This is a genomic window from Pantoea sp. ICBG 985 (assembly GCF_002928365.1).
GTDB classification, from domain to species: domain Bacteria; phylum Pseudomonadota; class Gammaproteobacteria; order Enterobacterales; family Enterobacteriaceae; genus Pantoea; species Pantoea dispersa.
In genome coordinates, this window is record NZ_POWM01000001.1 from 578,042 (window position 1) to 602,266 (window position 24,225).

20 protein-coding genes are annotated in these 24,225 nt (G+C 57.9%); 13 read left to right on the plus strand and 7 right to left on the minus strand.

Features of this window, described 5'->3' with window-relative positions; all coding sequences use genetic code 11:
- The first annotated feature begins 91 nt into the window (after window positions 1–91).
- The 4 genes from C1Y42_RS02805 to C1Y42_RS02820 all read left to right on the plus strand — a co-directional run bounded on the left by C1Y42_RS02805 (window position 92) and on the right by C1Y42_RS02820 (window position 4,434).
- Entirely contained in the window at window positions 92–1,609 is a 1,518-nt protein-coding gene (locus C1Y42_RS02805; RefSeq protein WP_021508319.1) for a lipopolysaccharide biosynthesis protein, read from the plus strand.
- Window positions 1,606–2,610, plus strand: a complete 1,005-nt coding sequence (locus C1Y42_RS02810; protein WP_021508318.1) for a glycosyltransferase family A protein — start codon at window positions 1,606–1,608, stop codon at window positions 2,608–2,610. Before C1Y42_RS02805 ends, C1Y42_RS02810 begins: the two co-directional genes overlap by 4 nt.
- Before the next feature lie 120 nt (window positions 2,611–2,730).
- Entirely contained in the window at window positions 2,731–3,741 is a 1,011-nt protein-coding gene (pyrD, locus tag C1Y42_RS02815) for a quinone-dependent dihydroorotate dehydrogenase (RefSeq protein WP_021508317.1), read from the plus strand.
- 150 nt (window positions 3,742–3,891) lie between these two features.
- A complete protein-coding gene (locus C1Y42_RS02820; RefSeq protein WP_058759732.1) occupies window positions 3,892–4,434 on the plus strand; it encodes a cell division protein ZapC in 543 nt (180 codons plus the stop codon).
- 3 nt (window positions 4,435–4,437) lie between these two features.
- On the opposite strand, the gene C1Y42_RS02825 is transcribed toward C1Y42_RS02820, so the two are convergent.
- Entirely contained in the window at window positions 4,438–5,547 is a 1,110-nt protein-coding gene (locus tag C1Y42_RS02825; protein ID WP_104092781.1) for a YcbX family protein, read from the minus strand.
- A gap of 96 nt (window positions 5,548–5,643) precedes the next feature.
- Between C1Y42_RS02825 and rlmKL the strand changes: the two genes are divergently transcribed.
- The 6 genes from rlmKL to rmf all read left to right on the plus strand — a co-directional run bounded on the left by rlmKL (window position 5,644) and on the right by rmf (window position 13,587).
- Window positions 5,644–7,761 carry a bifunctional 23S rRNA (guanine(2069)-N(7))-methyltransferase RlmK/23S rRNA (guanine(2445)-N(2))-methyltransferase RlmL gene (gene rlmKL, locus C1Y42_RS02830; protein WP_104093015.1) on the plus strand — a complete coding sequence of 706 codons (2,118 nt, stop codon included), beginning with the start codon at window positions 5,644–5,646 and terminating at the stop codon, window positions 7,759–7,761.
- Between the two features lie 5 nt (window positions 7,762–7,766).
- On the plus strand, window positions 7,767–9,674 hold the full coding sequence (locus C1Y42_RS02835) for an ABC transporter ATP-binding protein (protein ID WP_058775386.1): 1,908 nt from the start codon (window positions 7,767–7,769) through the stop codon (window positions 9,672–9,674).
- 16 nt (window positions 9,675–9,690) lie between these two features.
- Entirely contained in the window at window positions 9,691–10,974 is a 1,284-nt protein-coding gene (gene pqiA / locus C1Y42_RS02840; protein ID WP_104092782.1) for a membrane integrity-associated transporter subunit PqiA, read from the plus strand.
- Window positions 10,946–12,589 carry an intermembrane transport protein PqiB gene (gene pqiB, locus C1Y42_RS02845; RefSeq protein ID WP_021508311.1) on the plus strand — a complete coding sequence of 548 codons (1,644 nt, stop codon included), beginning with the start codon at window positions 10,946–10,948 and terminating at the stop codon, window positions 12,587–12,589. Before pqiA ends, pqiB begins: the two co-directional genes overlap by 29 nt.
- On the plus strand, window positions 12,586–13,152 hold the full coding sequence (pqiC, locus tag C1Y42_RS02850; RefSeq protein ID WP_104092783.1) for a membrane integrity-associated transporter subunit PqiC: 567 nt from the start codon (window positions 12,586–12,588) through the stop codon (window positions 13,150–13,152). The genes pqiB and pqiC overlap by 4 nt, the downstream gene beginning before the upstream one ends.
- A gap of 267 nt (window positions 13,153–13,419) precedes the next feature.
- The gene (rmf, locus tag C1Y42_RS02855) at window positions 13,420–13,587 is read left to right on the plus strand and encodes a ribosome modulation factor (protein WP_013508548.1); all 168 of its coding nucleotides are present in this window, start codon (window positions 13,420–13,422) and stop codon (window positions 13,585–13,587) included.
- 66 nt (window positions 13,588–13,653) lie between these two features.
- On the opposite strand, the gene fabA is transcribed toward rmf, so the two are convergent.
- Both fabA and C1Y42_RS02865 read right to left on the minus strand, forming a co-directional pair.
- Window positions 13,654–14,172 carry a bifunctional 3-hydroxydecanoyl-ACP dehydratase/trans-2-decenoyl-ACP isomerase gene (gene fabA, locus C1Y42_RS02860; RefSeq protein WP_010616565.1) on the minus strand — a complete coding sequence of 173 codons (519 nt, stop codon included), beginning with the start codon at window positions 14,170–14,172 and terminating at the stop codon, window positions 13,654–13,656.
- Between the two features lie 67 nt (window positions 14,173–14,239).
- Window positions 14,240–16,102, minus strand: coding sequence for a Lon protease family protein (locus C1Y42_RS02865; protein ID WP_058775388.1), 1,863 nt, complete (start codon window positions 16,100–16,102; stop codon window positions 14,240–14,242).
- 53 nt (window positions 16,103–16,155) lie between these two features.
- Here C1Y42_RS02865 and matP point away from each other — a divergent pair, with 53 nt between their 5' ends.
- Window positions 16,156–16,623, plus strand: a complete 468-nt coding sequence (gene matP, locus C1Y42_RS02870; RefSeq protein WP_021508308.1) for a macrodomain Ter protein MatP — start codon at window positions 16,156–16,158, stop codon at window positions 16,621–16,623.
- A gap of 68 nt (window positions 16,624–16,691) precedes the next feature.
- On the opposite strand, the gene ompA is transcribed toward matP, so the two are convergent.
- Entirely contained in the window at window positions 16,692–17,762 is a 1,071-nt protein-coding gene (gene ompA, locus C1Y42_RS02875; RefSeq protein WP_058759727.1) for a porin OmpA, read from the minus strand.
- Window positions 17,763–18,110: 348 nt separating this feature from the next.
- On the minus strand, window positions 18,111–18,602 hold the full coding sequence (gene sulA / locus C1Y42_RS02880; protein WP_031279848.1) for an SOS-induced cell division inhibitor SulA: 492 nt from the start codon (window positions 18,600–18,602) through the stop codon (window positions 18,111–18,113).
- 224 nt (window positions 18,603–18,826) lie between these two features.
- On the opposite strand from sulA, the gene C1Y42_RS02885 reads away from it, so the two are divergent.
- Entirely contained in the window at window positions 18,827–19,456 is a 630-nt protein-coding gene (locus C1Y42_RS02885) for a TfoX/Sxy family DNA transformation protein (protein WP_058775389.1), read from the plus strand.
- Here C1Y42_RS02885 and yccS read toward each other — a convergent pair.
- Both yccS and C1Y42_RS02895 read right to left on the minus strand, forming a co-directional pair.
- Window positions 19,453–21,591 carry a YccS family putative transporter gene (yccS, locus tag C1Y42_RS02890; RefSeq protein ID WP_058775390.1) on the minus strand — a complete coding sequence of 713 codons (2,139 nt, stop codon included), beginning with the start codon at window positions 21,589–21,591 and terminating at the stop codon, window positions 19,453–19,455. The two genes, C1Y42_RS02885 and yccS, sit on opposite strands and share 4 nt — an antisense overlap.
- Window positions 21,592–21,599: 8 nt before the next feature.
- Window positions 21,600–22,043, minus strand: a complete 444-nt coding sequence (locus C1Y42_RS02895) for a YccF domain-containing protein (protein WP_021508303.1) — start codon at window positions 22,041–22,043, stop codon at window positions 21,600–21,602.
- Window positions 22,044–22,166: 123 nt separating this feature from the next.
- On the opposite strand from C1Y42_RS02895, the gene helD reads away from it, so the two are divergent.
- Entirely contained in the window at window positions 22,167–24,221 is a 2,055-nt protein-coding gene (gene helD, locus C1Y42_RS02900; RefSeq protein ID WP_104092784.1) for a DNA helicase IV, read from the plus strand.
- The last annotated feature ends 4 nt before the right edge of the window (window positions 24,222–24,225 follow it).

Below are 24,225 nucleotides of genomic sequence, written 5' to 3' on the forward strand. Positions count from 1 at the left end.
CGTTAATTTTAAGAATTACTCCCGTGGGCGCTGAGGTATTTTTGTGTCACGCTGTTAACACTGAGAAAAATACCCAGACGCCAGAGTTTTTATGTCTATCAAACGTAACGCGATTGCCAACTATGTTGGCCAGATCTATCTGACGCTGTCAGGTATTTTAGTAGTTCCCCTGTATATTCAGCATTTAGGTATGGAAGCTTACGGTCTCGTGGGCTTCTTTTCTATATTGCTGACCTGGCTGCAGCTGCTCGACGCGGGCGTTTCCACCACGCTGATGCGCGAGGCGGCACGCTACCGGGCAAATCAGGCAGAATTTGTCTGGTTTCCGGCGCTGTTTGCCACGCTGACCCGCTTCTTCCTGTTCTCCACCCTGGTGCTGGTGGTGCTCGGCTGGCTGGCGACGCCATGGATTGCCACGCACTGGCTGGATGCGCAGCACTTACCCGCCAGCGATGTGGTGGTGGCCGTGGCGATCATGGTGATCACCGCCGCGATTCGCTGGCGTACCAGCCCGTATCGCAGCGTGATTGTCGGTTTTGAGCATCAGGTCTGGCTCAACGGCGTGAACCTGATCATTACCACGCTGCGTACTTTTGGCGCGGTACTGGTGATCCAGCTGTTCCCGAATCCGCTGCTGACCTTCTTTATCTGGCAATTGCTGGTGTCGATTGCCGAAGCCGCCTGCTGTATCTGGAAATCCTGTCAGCTGGTGCCCCGCGCAGCGCGCAAAGAGAAGCGCGACGACCTGAAAGGCGTGCTCAAACCCTTTATCCGCTTCGCGCTGAGCGCCGCCTTCTCCAGCGCCGTGTGGACCTTTATTTCGCAGATTGACCGGCTGGTGCTGTCAAAAACCCTGCCGCTGAGCGAGTACGGCTCGTTCACCGTGGTCGCCACGGCTGCGACCGGGATCCTGCTGCTGAGCAGTCCGATTATGCAGGCAATTGTGCCGCGCATGACCGGCATGAAAACCCGTCAGCAGGGCGATGCCGAATCGCTGAAGCTCTATCGCTATACCACCCAGGCGGTGGCAATTTTTATGGCCCCGCTCAGCATCACCATTGCCTGCTATGCCGGACCGCTGCTGTGGGCGTGGACGCAGAAACCGCAAATTGTCGAAGAGATGGCGTTCGTGCTTAGCCTGTATGCGCTCGGCAGCGGCATCCAGGCGATCTGCGGCCTGCTGTATCACCTGCAATACGTCAACGGCAATCTGAAACTGCACATGCAGGGATTCACCTGTTTTGCCGTCGTGCTGGTGCCGCTCAACATCTGGTGTGCCGTCCATTACGGGGCGCTGGGCACCGGCTGGCTGTGGCTGGGGCAAAACATCTTCTATTTAGTTGGCTGGGCGTGGCTGGTGCATCGCCGCTTTGCGCCGGGCATCCATTTCAGCTGGCTGACGCGCGACGTAGCGCTGATTTGGGCGGTGTCGGCACTGATTGCCTGGCTCAGCACGCTGTTGCCCATTGAGTGGAACCAGAATCGCTGGATCAACCTGCTGTGGCTGGGGCTGATCGGGGCCTTTAACCTTGGCGTGTGCTGTCTGTTACACAGCCTGGTGCTAAAACGCCTGCGCGCGCCGCTTGTTAACGCAGAGGAAAGAGGATGAGCATGACATCACGCCGCACGCCGACGGTTTCGGTAATTATCCCTAACTGGAACTGCGCGCCCTGGCTGCCGGAAACCCTGGGATCGCTGCTTCGCCAGTCATCGCCGCCGGAAGAGATCATCATTATTGATGATGGCTCGAGCGATGACAGCGTGGCCTGGCTGACGGCGTTTGCTGCGCAGCATCCGCAGGTGACGCTGCTGAGTGGCGGACGCGGCGGGGTCAGTGCCGCGCGCATGAAGGGGCTGGCCGCAGCCAGCGGCGATTTCGTCTATTTTATGGATGCCGACGACTTCGTCTCGACTGAACTGTTCGCCGATTTCCGCCGCGTGCAGGCCCGTCACCCGGAGATTGATCTGTTCTGCTTTGGCGCGAAAATGTTTTTCGACCTGCCAGCGCCGCAGCGCCATTATCAGACCATCCATCAGCGCCACGTCAGCGGTCTGCTGCCGGGCGGCAGCGCCACGCTGCGCACGCTGATACAGCATCAGTCGGCGCATCGGGTGATCTGGAGCAGCATCATCTCGCGTCGCCTGATTGACCAGCTCGATCTGCAGTTTCTGCCGATCCAGAACCATGAAGACGCGCCCTTTATGTTCGCCCTTTATCTGCAGGCGCGCGCGCTGTACTGCACCAGCCAGAGCTACTACTACAAACGCTTCATGCTGAGTTCTCTGTCGCAGAGCACGCGCGACTTCTCGTGGGTGAAAAATTACTTTATCGCCCGCGCCGGCAGTGAGCAGTTCCTGCAGCAGCAGCAACTACCGCACGATGAGGCGCTGCTGGATGACTATTACCAGACGGTGATGCACGGCTGCCTGACGCAAATCCGCAAAAATCAGATGACGGTGCCCGCCGAGTGGCAGCCGCAGGTGAATCAGCTGGTGCGTAAAGTGTTACAGCACAACGCGCGACTGAAACTGCTGTGGTATTGCCCGGCGATTTACAGCGGCTTACAGGCCTGCCGCGATCGTCTGGGACGCTATTCCGCCCGACGCTGATACCGATCAAATTGTTGCATCCCAGAGTAATTTACTTTTGCGCCAGAGCACCTTACCATTCTGGCGCACAAATTCCCGTGCACCCGACTTTCACGAAGCTTCCGCCATTCAGGAGAGTGCATGCTATATCCTATCGTCCGGCCGGCGCTGTTTAAGCTCGATCCAGAGCGCGCGCACGAACTCACCTTTCAACAGTTACGCTTCATCAGCGGCACGCCGCTGGAAGGGCTGATTCGTCAGTCGCTGCCGTCACGCCCGGTGACCTGTATGGGGCTGACCTTTCCGAACGCGCTGGGTCTGGCTGCGGGTCTGGATAAGAACGCGGAGTGCATTGATGCCTTTGGCGCCATGGGCTTTGGCTTTGTTGAAGTGGGCACGGTGACACCACGCGCACAGCCGGGCAATGACAAACCCCGCATGTTCCGGCTGGTGGCGGCGGAAGGAATCATCAACCGCATGGGGTTTAATAATCTCGGCGTTGATCACCTGGTTGAGAATGTGAAAAAGGCGCGCTTTAAAGGCGTGCTTGGCATCAATATTGGTAAAAATAAAGACACGCCGGTGGAGCAGGGCAAAGACGATTATCTGACCTGCATGGAAAAGGTGTATGCGCACGCCGGTTATATTGCCATCAATATTTCCTCACCGAATACCCCCGGATTACGTTCGCTGCAATATGGCGAAGCGCTGGACGATCTGCTGTCGGCGATTAAATTAAAACAGCGGGCGCTGCAGGAAAGCCATCTGAAATATGTGCCGGTGGCGGTGAAGATCGCGCCGGATCTTTCTGAAGAAGAATTGATCCAGGTTGCCGACAGTTTAGTGCGCCACGAAATAGATGGCGTGATCGCCACCAATACCACGCTCGATCGTTCGCTGGTGAGCGGGCTGAAATATGCCGACGAAGCGGGGGGATTAAGTGGTCGTCCGGTTCAGTCGCGCAGCACCGAGGTGATTCGCCGTCTGGCGCAGGAGCTGCAGGGACGTCTGCCTATTATTGGCGTCGGTGGCATTGATTCGCTGGTCGCGGCACGGGAAAAAATGGCGGCTGGCGCAACGCTGGTGCAGATATACTCTGGCTTTATTTATAAAGGTCCGGGTTTAATTAAAGATATCGTGACCCATCTCTAAGACATTTCTCACTTTCCCTGGCCGGGGGGTTTATTTCTCCCTCCGGCTCGTTTATATTTTGTCCTGTTCGTACAATTTTCAGCTTTTTCCTTAAAGCAATATTTTAAATTTCAGCGCCGTTTAGCGCAGCGTAAATCCACAGGGCACCCCATGAAAATCAAACCCGATGACAACTGGCGTTGGTATTTTGACGCAGAGCATGACCGGATGATGCTGGATCTGGCCGATGGAATGTTATTTCGCTCGCGCTTCTCGCGCAAAATGCTGACGCCCGATGCCTTTAATGACAGCGGTTTTTGCGTTGATGACGCTGCGCTTTATTTTACTTTTGAAGAGCGCTGTCGCCAGAGCGGTTTAAAAAGCGATCAGCGCGCCGAGCTGGTGCTGAATGCGCTGGTGGCCAGCCGTTTCCTTAAGCCGCTGATGCCGAAAAGCTGGCACTTCACCAGCCATGCGCACAGCTGGCAGCCCGTCGCGGGCGATATGGTGGCGGTAACGCTGGCTGACAGTGGCGAGCAGGCACAGCTGCTGGTGGTCGAAAGCGGCGAGAATGCCGCGCTCTGTCTGCTGGCGCAGAGTGCGCTGACGGTGGCGGGCAAAGGGATGCAGCTCGGCGATGCCATCAAGATCATGAACGATCGCCTGCAGCCACAGTTGCAGGAGAGCAGCGCGCCCTTCGCCCGCGCGGTGTAGCGCTTACGCCAGTTCGATATCTCCGTTCGGAATACAGCTGCAGCTGAGAATGGTGCCGTCACCGCGTACCGCGCTCTGCTTCAGCGCCTTCACGTCACCCGACACCAGCGTCATTTTGCAGCTGCCGCAGATTCCGGCCCGACATGAATAGGGAATGCGAAAGCCCTGCATCTCCAGCTGTTCCAGTAATACCTGCTGATTATCGCCGGCAAACTGCTGACCCTTATAGCCAATGGTCACGGCGGCCGGCGCGCTGCTGGCCGCCTGCAGCGTTTCCACCACCTCACCGGCACCGTAAGCGCGCGGTGTTTGCCGTTCCAGCACTTCAACCGTATCGCCGACGCGCACGATACCGCTGTTAAGCGCAATCAGATTCAGGCCGAAATCGATATCACCGCTGCCGTCCTGCGCGCTGCGAAAACGCTGCAGCGTGGCGAGCGGTTCGCCCTGCGGATGCTTGCGACCGCTTTCGGTGCCGATGGTGGTAAACACGCAGCGGCTGCACGGCTTCGGCATCTCGAAGGTGATCTCGCCGATCTTAATACGTTTCCAGCTGTCCTCGTCCCAGGCGCTGGCGCCGCTGACGATCAGATTGGGGCGGAACTGCTCCAGCCGCACGCTGGCCGGACAGCGCTGCTGCAGATCCTGCAGCGACGCCATGTTGACCAGCAGATAAGGGAAGCCGTCGGCGAACCCCAGCGGGACCTGGTCGAAGCGTTTTACCCGGCGAGACGGCTCAGTGCCAACCCAGCGCAGCTGCACCGGGCGCGGGAAAAAGCCGCTCAGCCACTGGTTGATGGTGTCAGGCGCAATGCGCGCAGTGAACTGGTTGCCCCACACTTTCGTCGGTGCCGGCTGGGCGCTGAAATCGCTGAAGCGGATCAGCGCCTGGCTGCCGTCCGGCGCGGTGATGAATAGCCCGTCGGGCAGCAGGGCGGGCGTGAAACGCACCATCTCCGGAAACTGGCGGGCGGTAATAAAGGTCCCGTCCGCTTCGGTCACCATAAAGATGCGATCGAAGGCCAGACCGCTTTCCAGCACCTGCGCGTGTGACAGCTGCAAACCACGCATCGATTTAACCGGGTGAATATACAGGCGAGACAGGGTAATCATCACAACTCCGTACAGACAAAAAGAAGCTAACTTTATGACATAGGACGCTGATTCGCTATAATGCGCAACAATTTTAGCAAGAGTAAAAGTGACGATATGAATTCTCTGTTTGCCAGTACGGCGCGTGGGCTCGAAGAGCTGTTGAAAACTGAGCTGGACGCGCTGGGTGCGCAGGATTTGCAGGTGGTGCAGGGCGGCGTCCACTTCCGAGCCGACGACCGCGTAATGTACCAAAGCCTGCTGTGGAGCCGTCTGGCTTCACGTATTTTGCTGCCGCTGGGAGAATTCGGCGTCTGGAGCGATCTCGATCTCTACGTCGGCGCGCAAAGCATCCCGTGGAGCGAGCTGTTTGACAGCAACACCACGTTCGCCATCCACTTCAGCGGCACCAATGAGGTGATTCGCAACAGTCAGTTTGGTGCGCTGCGCATCAAAGATGCGATTGTCGATAGCTTTACCCGGCAGAATCTGGAGCGTCCGAGTGTCGATCGCGATCAGCCGGGCATTCGCATCAACGCGTGGCTGAACAAAGATCGCGTTAGCATCGCGCTGGATCTGAGTGGCACCGCACTGCACCAGCGCGGCTATCGCCAGCAAACCGGCCAGGCACCGCTGAAAGAGAACCTGGCGGCGGCGATTGTGATGCGCTCCGGCTGGCAGAGCGGCACGCCGCTGGTCGATCCGATGTGCGGCTCCGGTACGCTGCTGATTGAAGCGGCGCTGATCGCCTGCGATCGCGCGCCGGGCCTGCTGCGTTCGCACTGGGGCTTCAGCCGCTGGAAACGCCACAACAATGCACTGTGGCAGGAGGTGCGCAGCGACGCGCTGCAGCGTGCGCGCGCCGGCACAGCCGCTACCACGTCACGCTTCTTTGGCTATGATAATGATGGTCGCGTGCTGGAGTGGGCACGTGCCAACGCACGCCGCGCCGGCGTGTTCGATCTGTTCACCTTTGCGCAGCAGGATGTGCTGCAGCTGAAAAATCCGCTGGCGGGCGAAGCGATGCGCGGTACGGTGCTGAGTAACCCGCCGTACGGTGAGCGTCTGGAGAGCGAGCCGGCGCTGATTGCGCTGCACAGCCAGCTGGGCCGCATCATGAAACAGCAGTTTGGCGGCTGGAATTTGTCGCTGTTCAGCGCCTCACCCGAGCTGCTCAGCTGCCTGCAGCTGCGCGCCGATCGCCAGTTTAAAGCGAAAAACGGTCCGCTGGAGTGCGTACAGAAGAACTACCAGCTGGCGGAGAACAGCGCCGAAGGCGGCGCACAGATTGCCGAAGACTTTGCTAACCGCCTGCGTAAGAACAGCAAAAAACTGGACAAGTGGGCGCGCCAGTCGAATATTGACTGCTACCGCCTGTATGACGCCGATCTGCCGGAGTATAACGTGGCGGTCGATCGCTACGCCGGCTGGGTGGTGGTTCAGGAGTACGCGCCGCCGAAAACCGTGGATGCGACCAAAGCGCGTCAGCGCCTGTTTGACGTGATCGGTGCCACGCTGAGCGTGCTGGAGATACCGGCCAATCGCCTGGTGCTGAAAACCCGCGAACGGCAGAAGGGCAAAAACCAGTACCAGAAGCTGAGCGAGAAGGGTGAATTCTTTGAAGTGCAGGAGTTTAACGCGCGGCTGCTGGTGAACCTGACGGATTATCTCGATACCGGCCTGTTCCTCGACCACCGTATTGCGCGCCAGATGCTGGGCCAGATGAGCCAGGGGAAAGATTTCCTTAACCTGTTCTCCTATACCGGTAGCGCCAGCGTGCATGCCGGGCTGGGCGGCGCCAAGTCCACCACCACGGTCGATATGTCGCGCACCTATCTGGAGTGGGCCGAGCGTAACCTGCGCCTGAACGGATTAACCGGGCGCCAGCATCGCCTGATGCAGGCGGACTGCCTGAGCTGGCTGCGCGAAAGCGATGAGCAGTTCGATCTGATCTTTATCGATCCGCCGACTTTCTCCAACTCCAAACGCATGGAAGATGACTTCGATGTGCAGCGCGACCACCTGATGCTGCTGCAGAACCTGAAGCGCATGCTGCGTCGCGGCGGCACCATTATGTTCTCCAATAACAAGCGCGGCTTCAAAATGGATCTGGACGGCTTGCAGCGTCTGGGTCTGCAGGCGCAGGAAATTACGCAAAAAACGCTGTCGCAGGACTTTGCGCGCAACCGTCAAATTCACAACTGCTGGCTGGTAAGCCACGCCGGTAAGGAATAAGTTTTATGTCACTGATCAGTATCCATGGCGCTTACCTGTCGTTCAGTGATGCGCCGCTGTTGGATAACACCGAACTGCATATCGAAGAGGGCGAGCGCGTCTGTCTGGTTGGGCGCAACGGCGCCGGTAAATCGACGCTGATGAAAATCATCAACGGCGAACAGCCGCTGGATGACGGCCGCATTATTTATGAGCAGGATTTGGTGGTCGCGCGGCTGCAACAGGATCCACCACGCAATATCACCGGTTCGGTGTACGACTTCGTCGCCGAGGGCGTGGCCGAACAGGCTGAACACCTCAAGGCCTACCACGCCATATCGCATTTAGTGATGGAAGATCCGAGCGAGAAAAACCTCAACGAAATGGGGCGACTGCAGACGATTCTCGACCATCACAACCTGTGGCAGCTCGACAGCCGCATCAACGATGTGCTGCAGCAAATCGGGCTGCAGCCGGACACTGAGCTGTCGTCACTCTCCGGTGGCTGGCTGCGTAAAGCCGCGCTGGGCCGAGCGCTGGTCAGCAACCCGCGCGTGCTGATGCTCGACGAACCGACTAACCACCTCGATATTGAAACCATCGACTGGCTGGAAAGCTTCCTGAAAACCTTCAACGGCAGCATCGTGTTTATTTCGCACGACCGCTCGTTTATCCGCAATATGGCGACGCGCATCGTCGACCTCGATCGCGGCAAGCTGGTGTCGTGGCCGGGCGATTACGATCAGTTCCTGCTGGGCAAAGAGGAAGCGCTGCGCGTTGAAGAGATGCAAAACGCCGAATTCGACCGCAAGCTGGCGCAGGAAGAAGTGTGGATTCGCCAGGGCATCAAAGCGCGTCGCACCCGTAACGAAGGCCGCGTGCGCGCGCTGAAAGCGCTGCGTCGTGAACGCTCCGAACGGCGTGACGTGATGGGCAAAGCCAATATGCAGGTCGGTGAAGCGGCGCGTTCCGGCAAAATCGTCTTTGAGCTGGAAAACGTGGATTACGGCGTTGACGGCAAAACGCTGGTGAAGGATTTCTCTACCCAGGTGCAGCGCGGCGACAAAATCGCCCTGATTGGCCCGAACGGCTGCGGTAAAACCACGCTGCTGCGCCTGATGCTCGGCCAGCTGAAGGCAGATGCCGGTCGCGTGCACTGCGGCACCAAACTGGAAATCGCCTACTTCGATCAGCATCGCGCGGAGCTCGATCCGGATAAAACTGTGATGGATAACCTGGCGGAAGGCAAACAGGAAGTGATGGTCAACGGCAAGCCGCGCCACGTGCTCGGCTATCTGCAGGACTTCCTGTTCCACCCGAAACGCGCCATGACGCCGGTGCGTGCGCTGTCCGGCGGCGAGCGTAACCGCCTGCTGCTGGCGCGTCTGTTCCTCAAGCCCAGTAACCTGCTGATTCTTGACGAACCGACCAATGACCTCGACGTCGAAACGCTCGAGCTGCTGGAAGAGCTGGTGGATGGCTATCAGGGCACCGTACTGCTGGTGAGCCACGATCGTCAGTTTGTGGATAACACCGTGACCGAATGCTGGATCTTTGAAGGCAACGGCGAGATCGGTACCTTCGTCGGTGGCTACCATGATGCGCAGCAGCAGCGCGCCGCTTACAAGCAGACCAAAGCTGCACCGGTCAAAAGCGCAGCGACTAAACCGGCAGAAAAAGCCGACGCCCCCAAACGCAGCGCAGGCAAGCTAAGCTATAACCTGACGCGTGAACTGGAACAGCTGCCGCAAAAGCTGGAGCAGCTGGAGACGCGTATCGGTGAGCTGCAGGCGCAGATGAGTCATCCGGACTTCTTCAGCCAGCCGCACGACAAAACGCAGCCGGTGCTGGATGCGCTGGCGCAGGCGGAGCAGGAGCTGGAAACCACCTTTGAACGGTGGGAAGAGCTGGAAGCGCTGAAAAACGGCGCATAACGCAGAGGGAGTCAGCATGTGTGCCACGCATCAGACGCAGCACTGGATGCTCTGTCCGCAGTGTGATTTAACCGTAAAACTGCCCGCCGTACCGGTGGGCAGCCGTGCGCGCTGTCCGCGCTGTCACACCACGCTGGTGGCTAACTGGCACGAACCGCGTAAACGTCCCACCGGCTATGCGCTGGCGGCGCTGTTTATGCTGTTGCTGGCCAATCTGTTTCCGTTTATCAGCATGCATGTGGCCGGGCTCAGCAGCCAGATCTCGCTGATGGCTATCCCGCAAGTGATGGATCGTGAGGATTATCGCAGCCTCGCCACGCTGTTCCTGCTGTTTGTGCAGGGCATTCCGGCTTTCTGCATGTTCGCCATTCTGCTGCTGGTGAATCCGGTGCGCCTGCCGCACAGCCTGCGACTCGGGCTGGCACGCATTCTGTTTCAATTGCGCAGCTGGGGTATGGCGGAAATTTTCATGGCCGGCGTGCTGGTCAGCTTCGTCAAACTGATGGCCTATGGTGAAATTGGCCTTGGCAGCAGCTTCTGGCCGTGGTGCCTGTTTTGTCTGCTGCAGCTGCGTGCGTTTCAGTGCGTCGATCGCCGCTGGGTCTGGCAGCGCATCGATCCGCTGCCGCCGCTGGCGCAAACGCCGCAGGCGGGCATCAGCGGACTGAAGCAGGGGCTGCGCAGCTGTCCGTGCTGCACCGCGATTCTGCCAGTCGCGCAGAGAACCTGTCCGCGCTGCGGCGTAAGCGCCGCGCCACGCAGGCAGCACAGCCTGCAGTGGACGCTGGCGCTGCTGATCACCTCGGTGATGCTGTATATCCCGTCGAATATTATGCCGATCATGGTGACCGAAACGCTCGGCTCGCAGTATCCGTCCAACATTATGGCCGGCGTGATTTTGCTGTGGAGCGATGGCTCCTGGCCGGTCGCGCTGGTGATTTTTATCGCCAGTATTATGGTGCCTTCGCTGAAGATGGTGGCGATTGGCTGGCTGTGCTGGCACGCCAGTGGCCGCGGCCGGCGCGACAGCGAGAAGATGCACCTGATTTATGAGGTGGTGGAGTTTGTTGGCCGCTGGTCAATGATTGATGTGTTTGTGATCGCTGTGCTTTCTGCGCTGGTGCGCATGGGCCAGCTGATGAGTGTTTACCCTGCGCCAGGCGCGCTATTGTTTGCGCTGGTGGTGATCCTGACTATGTTCGCCGCCATGACGTTTGATCCGCGCCTGATTTGGGATCGCCTACAGGAAACTGAACGTAAGGAGCCGCGTCTTGACGGACAACCAACACGGCATTGCTAACGTCGACCAGATTAAACGCTGGTCGCCGGTGTGGATCGTACCTATCGTCACGCTGTTAATCGGCGGATGGATTCTGTTTTATCACTTCAGCCATCAGGGACCGCAGGTCACGCTGATCACCGAAAACGCCGAAGGCATTGTTGCCGGTAAAACCACCATTAAAAGCCGCAGCGTCGACGTGGGCACCGTCGAAAGTGCGGTACTGACAGACGATCTGCACCATGTGGAGATCACCGCACGCCTGAATGCCGGCATGGAAAAACTGCTGCATAAAGACAGCGTATTTTGGGTGGTGAAGCCGCAGATTGGCCGGGAAGGGGTGACGGGCCTCGGTACGCTGCTCTCCGGCGCCTACATTGAACTGCAGCCCGGCGCCAAAGGGGATAAGCCAGAGCATTATCAGCTGCTCGACGCGCCGCCGCTGGCCCCGCCGGATGCCAAAGGTATTCGCGTCATCCTCGACAGCAAAAAAGCCGGCCAGCTTAATCCGGGCGATCCGGTGCTGTTCCGCGGCTATCGCGTCGGCACGGTGGAAACCAGCACCTTTGATACCGACAAGCGCATGATGACCTATCAGCTGTTCATCGCCGCGCCTTACGATCGCCTGATTACCACCAATGTGCGCTTCTGGAAAGACAGCGGCATTGCGGTGGATATGTCCGCTTCCGGCATGCGCGTCGAAATGGGCTCGCTGACGACCCTGTTCAGCGGTGGCGTGAGCTTTGACGTGCCGGACGGCTGGGAACTCGGCGAGCTGGCCAAAAATCAGGACGACTACCATCTGTATGACGACCAGCGCAGCATTCAGGATTCGCTGTACACCAAACACACTGATTTCCTGATGTTCTTCAGCGACTCGATTCGTGGTCTGCAGGTCGGCGCTCCGGTAGAGTTCCGCGGCATTCGTCTTGGTACCGTGGCTCAGGTGCCTTACATGATCCCGGGCGTGAATCAGGCGCTGAACACTGATTACCGCGTGCCGGTGCTGATCCGCATCGAGCCGGACCGCTTTATCAGCCGTCTGGGTGGCGACTTCAATCTTGAACAGCATCTGCAGGATGGTAAGAAACGCGGCCTGCGCGCCACGCTGAAAACCGGCAACCTGCTGTCCGGTGCGCTGTTTGTCGATCTCGACTTCTATGATAATGCACCGGCTTACAAAGGACCGAACGAAGTGGCGGGGCTGGAAGTGATTCCGACCGTAAGCGGCGGTCTGAGCCAGATTCAGCAGAAACTGATGGCGGCGCTGGATAAGATCAACGCGCTGCCGCTCAACCCGATGATCAACCAGGCCACCGGCACGCTGAAAGAGAGCCAGCGCACCCTGCAGCAGCTGCAGAAAACGCTGGATAACCTCAATCAGATCACCGCCAACCCGGCGATGAAAACGCTGCCGGCCGATATGCAGCAAACCCTGCGCGAGCTTAATCGCAGCATGAAGGGGCTGCAGCCGGGATCGCCAGCCTATAACAAACTGGTGGGCGATATGCAGCGCCTTGACCAGGTGCTGCGCGAATTGCAGCCGGTGCTGAAAACGCTCAACAGCAAGAGCAACGCGCTGGTATTTGAAGCCAAACCGGGTCAGGATCCGCAGCCAAAGAGGGCGAAACAGTGAAAAAAGGGCTGATTATCGGTGCTGTGCTGCTGCTGGCGGGCTGTAGCAGCACCATCGACACCACTTATTACCAGCTGCCTGCGGGCAGCAATATGGCGCGCGTCAGCAGTGACGCCTCCGCCAGCCAGCCGATGATTTGGGTTGAACAGGTGAGCGTGCCGGATTATCTCGCCGGCAACGGGCTGGTTTATCAAACCAGCGACGTGAAGTACGTGATTGCCGCCAATAATCTGTGGGCCAGTCCGCTCGACCAGCAGCTGCAGCAGACACTGGTGAGTAACCTCAGCCAGGCGTTGCCCGGCCGGCTGGTGGCCAGTCAGCCGCTGGGTGACACGCACGATACGCTCAGCGTGCACGTCACCGGCTTCCACGGCCGTTATGACGGCAAGGTGGTAGTAAGCGGTGAATGGCTGTTGCAACATCAAGGCCGGCTTATCAAACATGGCTTTAATCTGACGCTGCCGCAGACCGAAGATGGCTACGATGCGCTGGTGCGCACGCTGGCGCTCGGCTGGCAGCAAACGGCACAGCAAATTGCTAACAGCGTGGTGACGCTAAATTAGGATTTGTTCGATGCTTATGCTAAGTCCCTGATTTGCCGTTATGTGACGGCGCGCAAATCAGGGACTTTTTTATTGCGGAATCAGCCAGATATGGCAGCGGCACTGAGGAATTTGTGTCGATTTCACGGCAAATTGATGACATTGGCGTGAATTTTGCGCATTGACCTTTCACCCACCACAGGTTAGAACATTACTGTGGTTGAACATTAATTCACCACTCTTTCTTTCCACCAGATTCCACCAGACCTGAAATGAGGGAAACGAGGTATGAAGAGACAGAAGAGAGACCGCCTGGAACGAGCACATTCACGAGGCTATCAGGCAGGCATTACCGGCCGCTCAAAAGAGATATGCCCTTATCAAATGATCGATGCCCGGTCTCACTGGTTGGGAGGTTGGCGACAAGCCATGGAGGACAGGTCGGCGGTGGCTTAGGCACCGTCGGATGTCTGTAAACAGGAAAAAAAACCTCCGCTGCGTGCGGAGGTTTTTGTTGGCGGGTCAGAACGCTGAAGTGTCTTTAAACAGGCCCACTTTCAGGTCAGTCGCGGTGTAAATCAGGTTACCGTCGACGAACACTTCGCCATCGGCCACGCCCATCACCAGCTTGCGGTTGATGACGCGTTTGAAGTGAATTTTGTAAGTAACCAGCTTCGCCGTCGGCAGAACCTGGCCGGTGAATTTCACTTCACCCACACCCAGCGCACGGCCTTTACCTTCCGCACCCAGCCAGCCGAGATAGAAGCCAACCAGCTGCCACATAGCATCCAGACCCAGACAGCCTGGCATCACCGGATCGCCTTTAAAGTGGCAATCAAAGAACCACAGGTCAGGGCGGATATCCAGTTCGGCTTCCACATAACCTTTATCGAATTTGCCGCCGTCTTCGGTCATTTTGACCACGCGGTCCATCATCAACATGTTGTCAGACGGAAGCGGTGGGCCATTCTCGCCAAACAGTTCGCCGCGACCAGAGGCAATCAGGTCTTCTTTGCTATAGGATTCGCGTTTATCTACCATGTTCTCAATATGCCTTCTTTTAGTGAAGCCCGAATATTAGCGAACAGTTGTACGCTGGGCAATGTAATCAGCTGTGGTTGAACCAGTTGAGCCAGCGTAATGGCCAGGGCCGCGGTCGGTTTTCCTGCTGATTGAGCTGAGTAATGCGCTCCTGAATGGTGCTCAGCAGCGAGTCGCCGCTTTCGCTCTGCCAGGCAATACCGGTTAACAGCGGCAGCGCTTCGTCAACGCGCTCAATCGCCCAGATATGGAACTGGCCCTGCTGCACCGCTTCTACCACGTCGTCGCTGAGGCTGAGATGGCGCACGTTGCTGGCAGGCAGAATCACGCCCTGTTTGCCGGTCAGCTCACGCGACTGGCAGATGTGGAAGAAGCCTTCGATTTTCTCATTCAGACCACCCACCGGCTGCACGTTACCAAACTGGTCCACCGAACCGGTAACGGCAATCTGCTGGTTCAGCGGCTGGTTTGCCAGCGCGCTGATCAGCACGCACAGCTCGGCCAGCGAGGCGCTGTCACCGTCGACTTCGGAGTAAGACTGCTCAAACACCAGCGATGCCGAGAAGGGCAGCTGCTGTTCCAGCTCCAGCTCGGAAATCAGATATGCCTGCATGATCATCATGCCTTTGGCGTGGATGTTGCCGCCAAGCTCCGCTTTGCGCTCCACGTCGGTAAATTCGCCATCGCCCGGGTGCACAACACAGGTGATGCGTGATGGCTCGCCCCACGGACGTGGATGACCAGGGAATTCAATCACCGACAGGCCGTTGATCTGACCAACTACTTCGCCTTCCGTTTCGATCATGATCTGATTTAACAGGATCTCATCGCGCATCCGGTCGGCAAGGAAACTCTCGCGCCACTGGCGTGCTTCCAGCGCCTCTTTCAGCGCCTCACCATTCAGTGTCTCACCGTGCAGCGCGGCTTCCTGCAGCTGACGGCGCAGCCAGCGCGGGCACAGCGGCAGCGTGTCCTGATCTCCGGTCAGACGCACCGCTTCCTGGATCAGCAGCGGCCAGAAATCAGCTTCGGGTGGCGTAAGACCGGCCTGTTCCGCCTGGCATAGCGTCCAGCGGCACCAGTTGGCCATGTCATCATCATCGACCAGCTGGAGATTCTCTTCGAACTCGCTGTAGAGCGCCATTTCGTGCACTTCAACGTCCAGTTCCTGGAAGCTGGCCAGCGCCTCGCGATCGCCACATAAAATCAGACGCAGCTGCAGCGGCAGTGGGGGAATGGTCACCGGCAACGGGCGGCGCTCGTCCGGTGAATACCAGTCGAAGCGACCCAGTTCAATCACTTTGCGCAGGCGCAGCCACAGCAGCGGCTGTGCCAGCAGGGTATTGATCGACAGAATCAACGTGCCACCGTTAGCCTGATGCAGCAGACCGGGCTCCAGCTGCACGCGATCTTTATACTGACGCACGCAGCCGAACAGCTGCTCGGACTCAATCCAGTCGGCGTAATGTACGCCGCCAGCGCTGGTGAACGGACGGCTGGCGTCAACAGGCGGTTGCAGGCTGACATTATCGCCCATCACATGGTAATCACCGCCGTACAGCGCAGTCTCATCCGGCTGGAAGCGCTGTGCCGCTTCGGCAATCCACGCCAGATAATCACTGTTTTCCTGGCTGCGTAACAGCAGCAGCGGAAAGCCCAGCGTTTGATGATGTAAATGCGCCAGCGCATTCAGCAGACGCGGCTGAACCGCGGCAAGCGTATCGCTATCTTCCAGAGAGACGGTTGAGAAAAGTGATTGGTAGCGTGAGCTATCCGGCTGCAGGGCTTGCCACGTAAGTTGAGTGCTGGTCAAAATATTCGCATTAGTCTGGTTCAGGAAAAGCGCGATTATACAGGATTCAACCCGGTTAAGCACGGCGCACTTCCGGCCTGAACTGTGATGGCCGCAACATGTTTTTCCTTGCTGCATCCGGGAAAAAAGCTGTTATTCTTAGTTTGTTACGTGATCACGATGAGATTCCGATGAAATACCAGCAACTCGAAAATCTTGAAAGTGGATGGAAGTGGAAATACCTGGTGAAAAAGCATCGGGAAGGTGAGCTGATCACCCGGCATATTGAGCTGAGCGCTGCGCAGGCGGCGGTAGAGACGTTGCTGGCGATGGAGAATAACCCGGTTGAGGTCGGTGACTGGATCGCAAAGCATATCCATCCGGAGCTGGAAAACCGTCTGAAGCAGACCATACGCGCGCGGCGTAAACGTCATTTCAACGCAGAGCATCAGCACACGCGGAAAAAATCGATCGATCTGGAGTATCTGGTGTGGCAGCGTCTGGCCGGTCTGGCGCAGCGTCGTAACAGCACCTTATCAGAGACCATCGTTCAGCTGATCGAAGATGCAGAACGCAAAGAGAAGTATGCCAGTCAGATGTCAACGCTGAAGCAGGATCTGCAGGCGATTCTGGGTAAAGGTGGCGCGGATAACGAATAGCAAAAAATGCGTGTGATAAAAAGCCAAAAAAAACCCCGCCGAAGCGGGGTTTTTTATTGCGCGATAACTTAAGCCTGTGGCTGAGTTACAACGTCTTTGATACCTTTCACGTCGATTTCAACGCGACGGTCTGGCGCCAGGCAGTCGATCAGGGCATTGCGGCCTTTCACGCTGTCACAGGTGTTGCCAGTAACTGGGTTAGATTCACCCATGCCACGTGCAGAGATCTTGTTAGCCGGGATACCTTTAGATACCAGGTAGTCGACAACAGACTGAGCACGTTTCTCAGACAGTTTCTGGTTGTACTGGTCTGAACCGATGCGGTCGGTGAAGCCCAGAACCACAACAGAACCGTCTTTCGGATCCATTGAGCTCAGCTGGCTGTACAGCTGATCCAGAGCCTGCTGGCCTTCTGGCTTCAGGGTAGATTTGTTGAAGGTGAACAGCACGTCAGACTTCAGAGTGAAACGCTTGGTTTCAACAACCGGAGCCGGAGCTGGCGCTGGAGCAACAACTGGTGCAGCAGCTTCGTCCTGACCGAAACGGTAAGAAACGCCGACGCTCAGCATGCTGTTGTCTGGACGCGCACCAACGGTACCTGCGTCACCGATGTTGTTAACCCACTGGTAGTCCAGGCGAGTCGCCCAGTTTTTGGTCAGTGCGTATTCAACACCAACAGCAGCCAGCGGAGAAACGCCGGTGTCGTGGTTGCTGATGCGGCCGTTGTCTGGGTTGGTCTGAGTTGAATCAGCACGCCATACCATGCCGCCCAGACGGGTGTACACGTCCAGATCGTCAGCAATTGGGTAGCTCAGTTTAGCTGCCAGCTGAACGCCCTGTGCTTTGAATGCGCCATTGGTCACGTTGCCTTTGTTCGGCATACGGCCCAGCCAGTCGTAGCCCAGCTCGAAGCCCAGGTATGGGTTAGCCTGGTAGCCCAGGAAAGCACCTGCGCCCAGCTGAGATTCGTGAGTTGGACCGTCGTTGTTTTCGTAACCGTTACCGTAGTAACCAGTATCGTGATACTGAGACCAGCCCAGTTTAGCACCGGTATACCAGGTGTCATCTTTAGGAGCGGCCTGCGCTACGGTAGCGAAGCCAGCCAGTGCCACTGCAATTGCGATAGCTGTCTTTTTCATTTTGCGCCTCGTTATCATCCAAATAGGCAATGAGCAAAAAGGTTGCTCTTGGTTGTAATCCTTCGCCGGGTCTAAACGCTCGCTTATGACTCTACCGAAAAAACGGAGGTTATTGAGCACCCTGGCGAGGTAAAGTCTACAACGAGATTGGAAACTTACAAGTATGATGTGACGTCAGCGGATAAAAAAACAGGGATTTATACACACATTTTAACAAATGACATGGCAAAATTTTCGCTACCAGAAAAGAAAAATGCGGCTAAGCCATTGTCATAGCTGGCGGGAAAAGAATCAGTGGCTTAGCCGCAACTTTGTGAAAAAATAGCGTGAGAAAAATCTTAGTTTTACTTAATGAAACAAATCAGAGGGAATTTTTGCGCTGTTTGGCTGTCTGGACAGAGCAAGATCCCGCCCCTGAGGACGCATAATCAATCCCAGCGCTTCGCCTTCGGCGGCTGCCTGCTCAAGTTCCAGGCGCTCTTCATTGCTCAATTCATAAGGAATCCAGGCGAGTACCACGCTGTAGTTGCCGGTGCGCAACGCTTTCACCATGCTCTCAACCGTGCTTAAACGCTCGGATTCCGTAATATGCATACTCTTTTCCAGCGGTAATCCTGACTGCTGCATCCAGCTGCGGTTCAGTTTGTGCGCTGGCGTCAGCCACAGCTGCCAGCGTGACTGCGTGCTCAGCTGCTTGAGGACCGGCAGTAACAGCAGCGGCATGATGCCGGGCTGCTCGCTATAACGCAGTTCAGTAATACCACCCAGAGAAGGTTGCGTTAAGCCCGTCGCAGCGAAACGGTGAGCACGATCAGCAGGGCCAGAGTATTGAGTACGCATATTTTAATCACTCAGTAATGAACTGTATGAATATACAGTAATGAGTTCCTGGATAAAGATCAACCTCAATTTCTGAAAATGCCTCGCAAATTCCGCACAAGAACCGCGCGTTGCCGCTTTTATTCATTGAACAGCTAAATCGTTTTTTCTATCTTCTAACCAGATGAATCTCTGAGCTTTTTATAGGAAATTTCCCGCGCAAGGAATGAGGAAAAGGGGACGTTATGAAGAAAAATAATCCGGTGGTTGAGCAGTCCAAAGCCCAGTTAGCGGCATTGGGAAAAATTGAATCGCGCACCCAGTTTGGTGGTTACGCGCTGGCGGTCGAAAAGGTGGTGTTTGCTTACATCAATGAGGATGCGCTCTATCTGCGCGCCAGCGAGGCGCTGCAGCACTATGCCGCACAGCGCCCGCTGGAACCGTTGATATATCGCAAGCGCGGCATGCCGGTGACGCTCAGCTACTACAAAGTGGATAAACAGCTCTGGCAGGACGCCGATCAGCTGCTGCGCTTATCGGCCAGTTCGCTGTCTGCGGCGCGCGCCGAGGCGGCGAACAGACTTGTCTTGCTCAGGCTGAAAGATCTGCCCAATCTCAGCCTGCGCATGGAGCTGATGCTGCACAAAGTCGGGATCAATTCTGTTCGCTTACTGTATGAAATGGGCTCGCGTCAGAGCTGGCTGAAGTTGCGGGCGGTGAATAAAGATATCGGCCTGAAAACGCTGCTGGCGCTGGAAGGCGCCATTTCCGGCCATCACCAGGCCGCTTTGCCGGCGGCGGTACGTGAAGAGTTAAGCGCCTGGTATCAGGAAACGCTCCGCCAGCACGCCGCGGCGGAGAGCCTGTTGCCTTAAGCGGCAGCGAGGGTGCGGCGCAGACGGGCAATTTCCGGCAGCAGCGCAACCAGCAGCCCCAGCTGCTGCAACACCAGCGGTGCCTGCGCCTCCTCACTGGTTTTCAGCGCGCTCAGGCGCTGCATCAGTGCCTGCTGCATCGTTTCCGCCTGCGCTTCGCTGACGCGTTCGATCTGCAGCACATCCTCGACGAAGCATACCGCGTCATCTAAAAGCGTCAGCAGTTCGCCCTGCGTCAGCTGCTCCCGGTGCGCGCCCAGCGCCGAGATGTAGCTGAGGAACGAGTGGTTGAGGCACATCAGACGGAACGCATTCTCGCGCAGCGGCGGCTGTTGCTTCAGTTCGCCGCTGATATTGGACACCACGGACGCCAGTTCCGCATCGGCGTTGTGCGCGTCACGGCGCGCCACGCGGTAGGCGAGACGGTTATCTTTACCCTGATGATACTGTTCCAGGATGGCATCAAGATAACGACAGTTGGCATTCAGCGTGCGATCGGCAACCGTCGTCAGCTGACGGAAACGCCAGTCAGGCCAGACAAACGCCACCGCCAGCCAGGCCAGGCCACAGCCGAGCAAGGTATCCACCACGCGCGGCAGAGCGACATCAAAGCCTTCACCCAGCAGATTGAAGCACAGCAACACCAGCAGGGTGATGAACAGCGTCGCCTGCGCGTACTGAATCTGGCGGAAGGCGAAAAACAGCACGCCGCTCAGCACAATCAAAACCAACTGGCCCTCGATAGAGGGCACCAGCCACAGCACCGGCAGGCCAATCGCAATACCGGCCAGGGTTCCGCCAATGCGCAGCGCCAGCCGCCGCCGTGTGGCGTTGTAGTTAGGCTGGCAGACAAACAGGCTGGTCAGCAGGATCCAGTAGCCGCGATGCAGGCCGGTAAGCTGAATGAAGGCGTACCCCACGCACAGCACCAGCGACATGCGCACCGCGTGGCGGAACAACGCCGAGGTCGGACTCAGATGTCGACTGAGGCGCAGCCGGATATCCGCCCAGCCACTCAAGCCTTCACGCGACAGATGGTGATCGCTCTGCGTCAGCGGTTCTGCCAGCCGCTGCTCTGATTCGATCGACGCCAGCTGCGCATCAATGGCGCGTAAGTTGCGCAGCAACCAGAACAGCGGACGAATGTGCGTCGCCTGCGGATCGTTATGTTGCAGGCGCTGGAGGGCGGTCTCCAGCCGTTCAAAGCTACGCGCAAAGTGACTATCGTGGTGCCACGGCTGGCGCAGCACGATATTCTCTGCCAGCTGGCGACAGGCCTGCGCCTGCATGTTCAGCAGCCGCTGAAAGCGAAACAGCACCTCGTTGTAGCGCCAGTCATCGCGCAACAGGTGATATTGCAGATGCGACGAGCTGGCGCGCTCGTGAATATCCTGCGCCACAAAATAGTAATGCAGGCTGCGCCGCGTGCTGCGCGAGCCGCGGTCGCCGCGTAAACGGCTCTGAATGGTGGTTTTCGTCAGGTTGAGCTGCGCCACCAGCTGACTATTGACCATCGCGGTGGCGATCAGCGCCGCGTCATCCTGCTCACCGCCGTCGGGATCAAACAGATTGGCCTTGGCTTCCAGATAGCGCGCCAGCTGGGAAAAGCTGGCGGCCAGCTGCTCCTGCACCGGGCGCACCGGAAACATCAGGTGGCCGATAAAGGTCAGCAGGTTGTACCACAGCGCGCCAATCAGCAGCAGCGCCGGCTGCATCCACCACTGCGGAAACAGGCCAATGCCCAGCATGGTGTACACCGCGATCAGCAGGGCACCAAACGCAATGGTGGCGTAGCGCTGCCCCAGCGCGCCCAGCAGAATAAATCCCCAGCTGGAGAGCGCCAGACCGATAGCAAACAGCCACGGGTGCGGAAACAGCAGCTCAACCGAAACCGAGGCAATGCAGAAGCACACCAGCGTGATGAGCAGGTTGCGCACGCGGCCGGTCCAGCGATCGTCAAGATCGGCCAGCGCGGCAGCCACGACGCCGAGCGTTAGCGGAATGGTCCACTCAATCTGCTGCAGCCACCAGGGAACGGCGGCACAGCCGGCCAGCGCGAAGAAGATGCGCAGCAGGTAGCGCAGGCTGCTGTTGAACAGATAACGGCGCCAGCCGGGCAAAGCGTCAGGCATCATCTTCAGCCTCAGTAGCGGCGCCGCGCGTTGGCTTCACGCGCCGCCTGCGCTTCTTCCACTGACACCACGCGACGACCTACCGGCCACAGCGCGATAGCGGCGATTTTAAAGTGGGCAATGCCGGTCGGGATACCGATGATGCTCAGACACTGCAGGATGCCGGTCGAGATGTGCATCAGGCACAGCCACCAGCCAAAGAAAATCAGCCAGAACAGGTTGAGGAAGGTGCCGCCGGCGTTCAGCACGTGGCTTTTGCTCTCCGGGCGCAGCACGTCAACGTGAACCGCTTCGTTGCCAAACGGCAGCAGGGACAGTTTGGTGATCTCCCAGCAGGAGCGGGTCAGCGGCAGGGTAAAGATCAGCACGATGCTGATCAGCGTGGCCAGCAGCCAGCCGAGGGTGGTGATAAAGCCGCCAAGAACAAAATTCAGAATATTAAGCACGGTGCGCATAACGCGATTTTCCTTTTGCAATCCGCAATATGTGTCGCCCAGTTTAGCGTGTTTTAAGGCTGGAGCGCTAAGGGTCTGACAGGTAAACTGCGCGATAATTGAATTCCACATGACGGTGCGGAGATGGAACTAAAAGCAACATCCATGGGCAAACGGCTGGCACAGCATCCCTATAACCGGGTGCGACTGCTGGCTGCCGGTGTGGAAGTCAGCGGCGATCGTCACGAATACCTGATCCCGTTTAATCAGCTGATCGGTATCACCTGTAAACGCGGCCTGGTGTGGGGCGAGCTGGAGTTCTTATTACCGGAAGAGAAAGTGGTGCGGTTACACGGCACCGAGTGGCAGGAAACCCAGCGTTTTTATCATTACCTGCAGCAGACGTGGCAGCAGTGGAGCCTCGAGATGAGCGAAATCAGCGCGCAGGTGCTGAGCGCGCTGCAGCAGGAGATCGTCGCGTTTACCGGCCAGGATCGCTGGCTGAAGCGCAGCGAACTGGCCGCGGTAAAAGAGACCATCACGCGCCAGTTTTCCGCCTTACCGCTGCCGCTGGCAAGGCTGGAGGAGTTTGATAACTGCCGCACGCTGTGGCGCTTTTGCCAGCAGTGGCTTGAGCAGGGCGAGAGCGCGATTCGGCAGCGCAACCGTGAGTGGAGCGCGCGGGTGATCAGCGATAATCACGCCTTCTTCTCCACCGTCGAAACCACGCCGCTCAATCCATCGCAGTGTGCGGCGGTGGTCAACGGTGAAGACGCGCTGCTGGTGCTGGCTGGCGCGGGCAGCGGTAAAACCTCGGTGCTGGTGGCGCGCGCCGGCTGGCTGTTACAGCGCAAACTGGCGCAGCCGGAGCAAATCCTGCTGCTGGCTTTTGGTCGCCAGGCGGCGGAAGAGATGAACGATCGGATCCAGACGCGGCTGGGTGAGAGCGCGATTCAGGCGCGTACGTTCCACGCGCTGGCGCTACACATCATTCGTGAAGGCAGCAATAAGCAGCCGGTCATCAGCCGGCTGGAAAGTGACAGCAGCGCGCGACGTCAGTTGCTGATCGAAAACTGGCGCGAGCAGTGCAACAGTAAAAAGGCGCAGGCCAGCGGCTGGCGACAGTGGTTGCAGGAAGAGCTGGCGTGGGACGTGCCGGAAGGTCCGTTCTGGCAGGATGACAAACTGGCGCAGCGTCTTGCCGTGCGGCTGGAGCGCTGGCTCGGCCTGATGCGCATGCACGGCGGCGCGCAGGCGGCGATGATTGCCGATGTGCCGGAACCGCTGCGCGACAATTTCACGAAGCGCATCAGGCTGATGGCACCGCTGCTCAAAGCATGGAAAAGCGCACTGAAAGCCGAGGGCGCGGTGGATTTCTCCGGGCTGATCCATCAGGCGATCGCTGTGCTGGAGAAGGGCCGCTTTATCAGCCCGTGGAAACACATTCTGGTGGATGAATTCCAGGATATTTCACCGCAGCGGGCGGCGCTGCTTAGCGCGCTGCGGCAGCAAAATAAGCGCACCAGTTTGTTTGCGGTCGGCGATGACTGGCAGGCGATCTATCGCTTTAGCGGCGCGGAGATGAGCCTGACCACCGCGTTTCATCACTATTTTGGCGAAGGCGACCGCTGCGTGCTGGATACCACCTACCGCTTCAACGATCGCATCGGTGACGTTGCCAACCGCTTTGTGCAGCAGAATCCGCATCAGCTGCGCAAGCCGCTCAACAGCCTGAGCAAAGGGAACAAGAAATCCATTACGCTGCTGCCGCAGGAGCAACTGGAAGCGCTGCTCGACAAGCTGAGCGGTTACGCGAAGCCGGACGAGCGCGTGCTGCTGCTGGCGCGTTACCATCATCTGCGTCCGGCCATGCTGGATAAAGCCAAAACCCGCTGGCCGAAACTGCGTATCGACTTCATGACCATCCACGCCAGTAAAGGTCAGCAGGCGGATTTTGTCATCGTGCTGGGGCTGCACGAAGGGCGTGACGGTTTTCCGGCGCAGGCGCGCGAGTCGATCATGGAAGAGGGATTGCTACCGCAGCCGGAGGATTTTCCGCATGCCGAAGAGCGGCGCCTGGCCTACGTGGCCATCACGCGCGCGCGTCAGCAGGTGTGGCTGATGTTTGATAAAGAGCGGCCTTCCGTGTTTGTCGAACACCTGCGCGAACTGGGCGTTGCGCAGAGCCGGAAGGCCTGAGCCA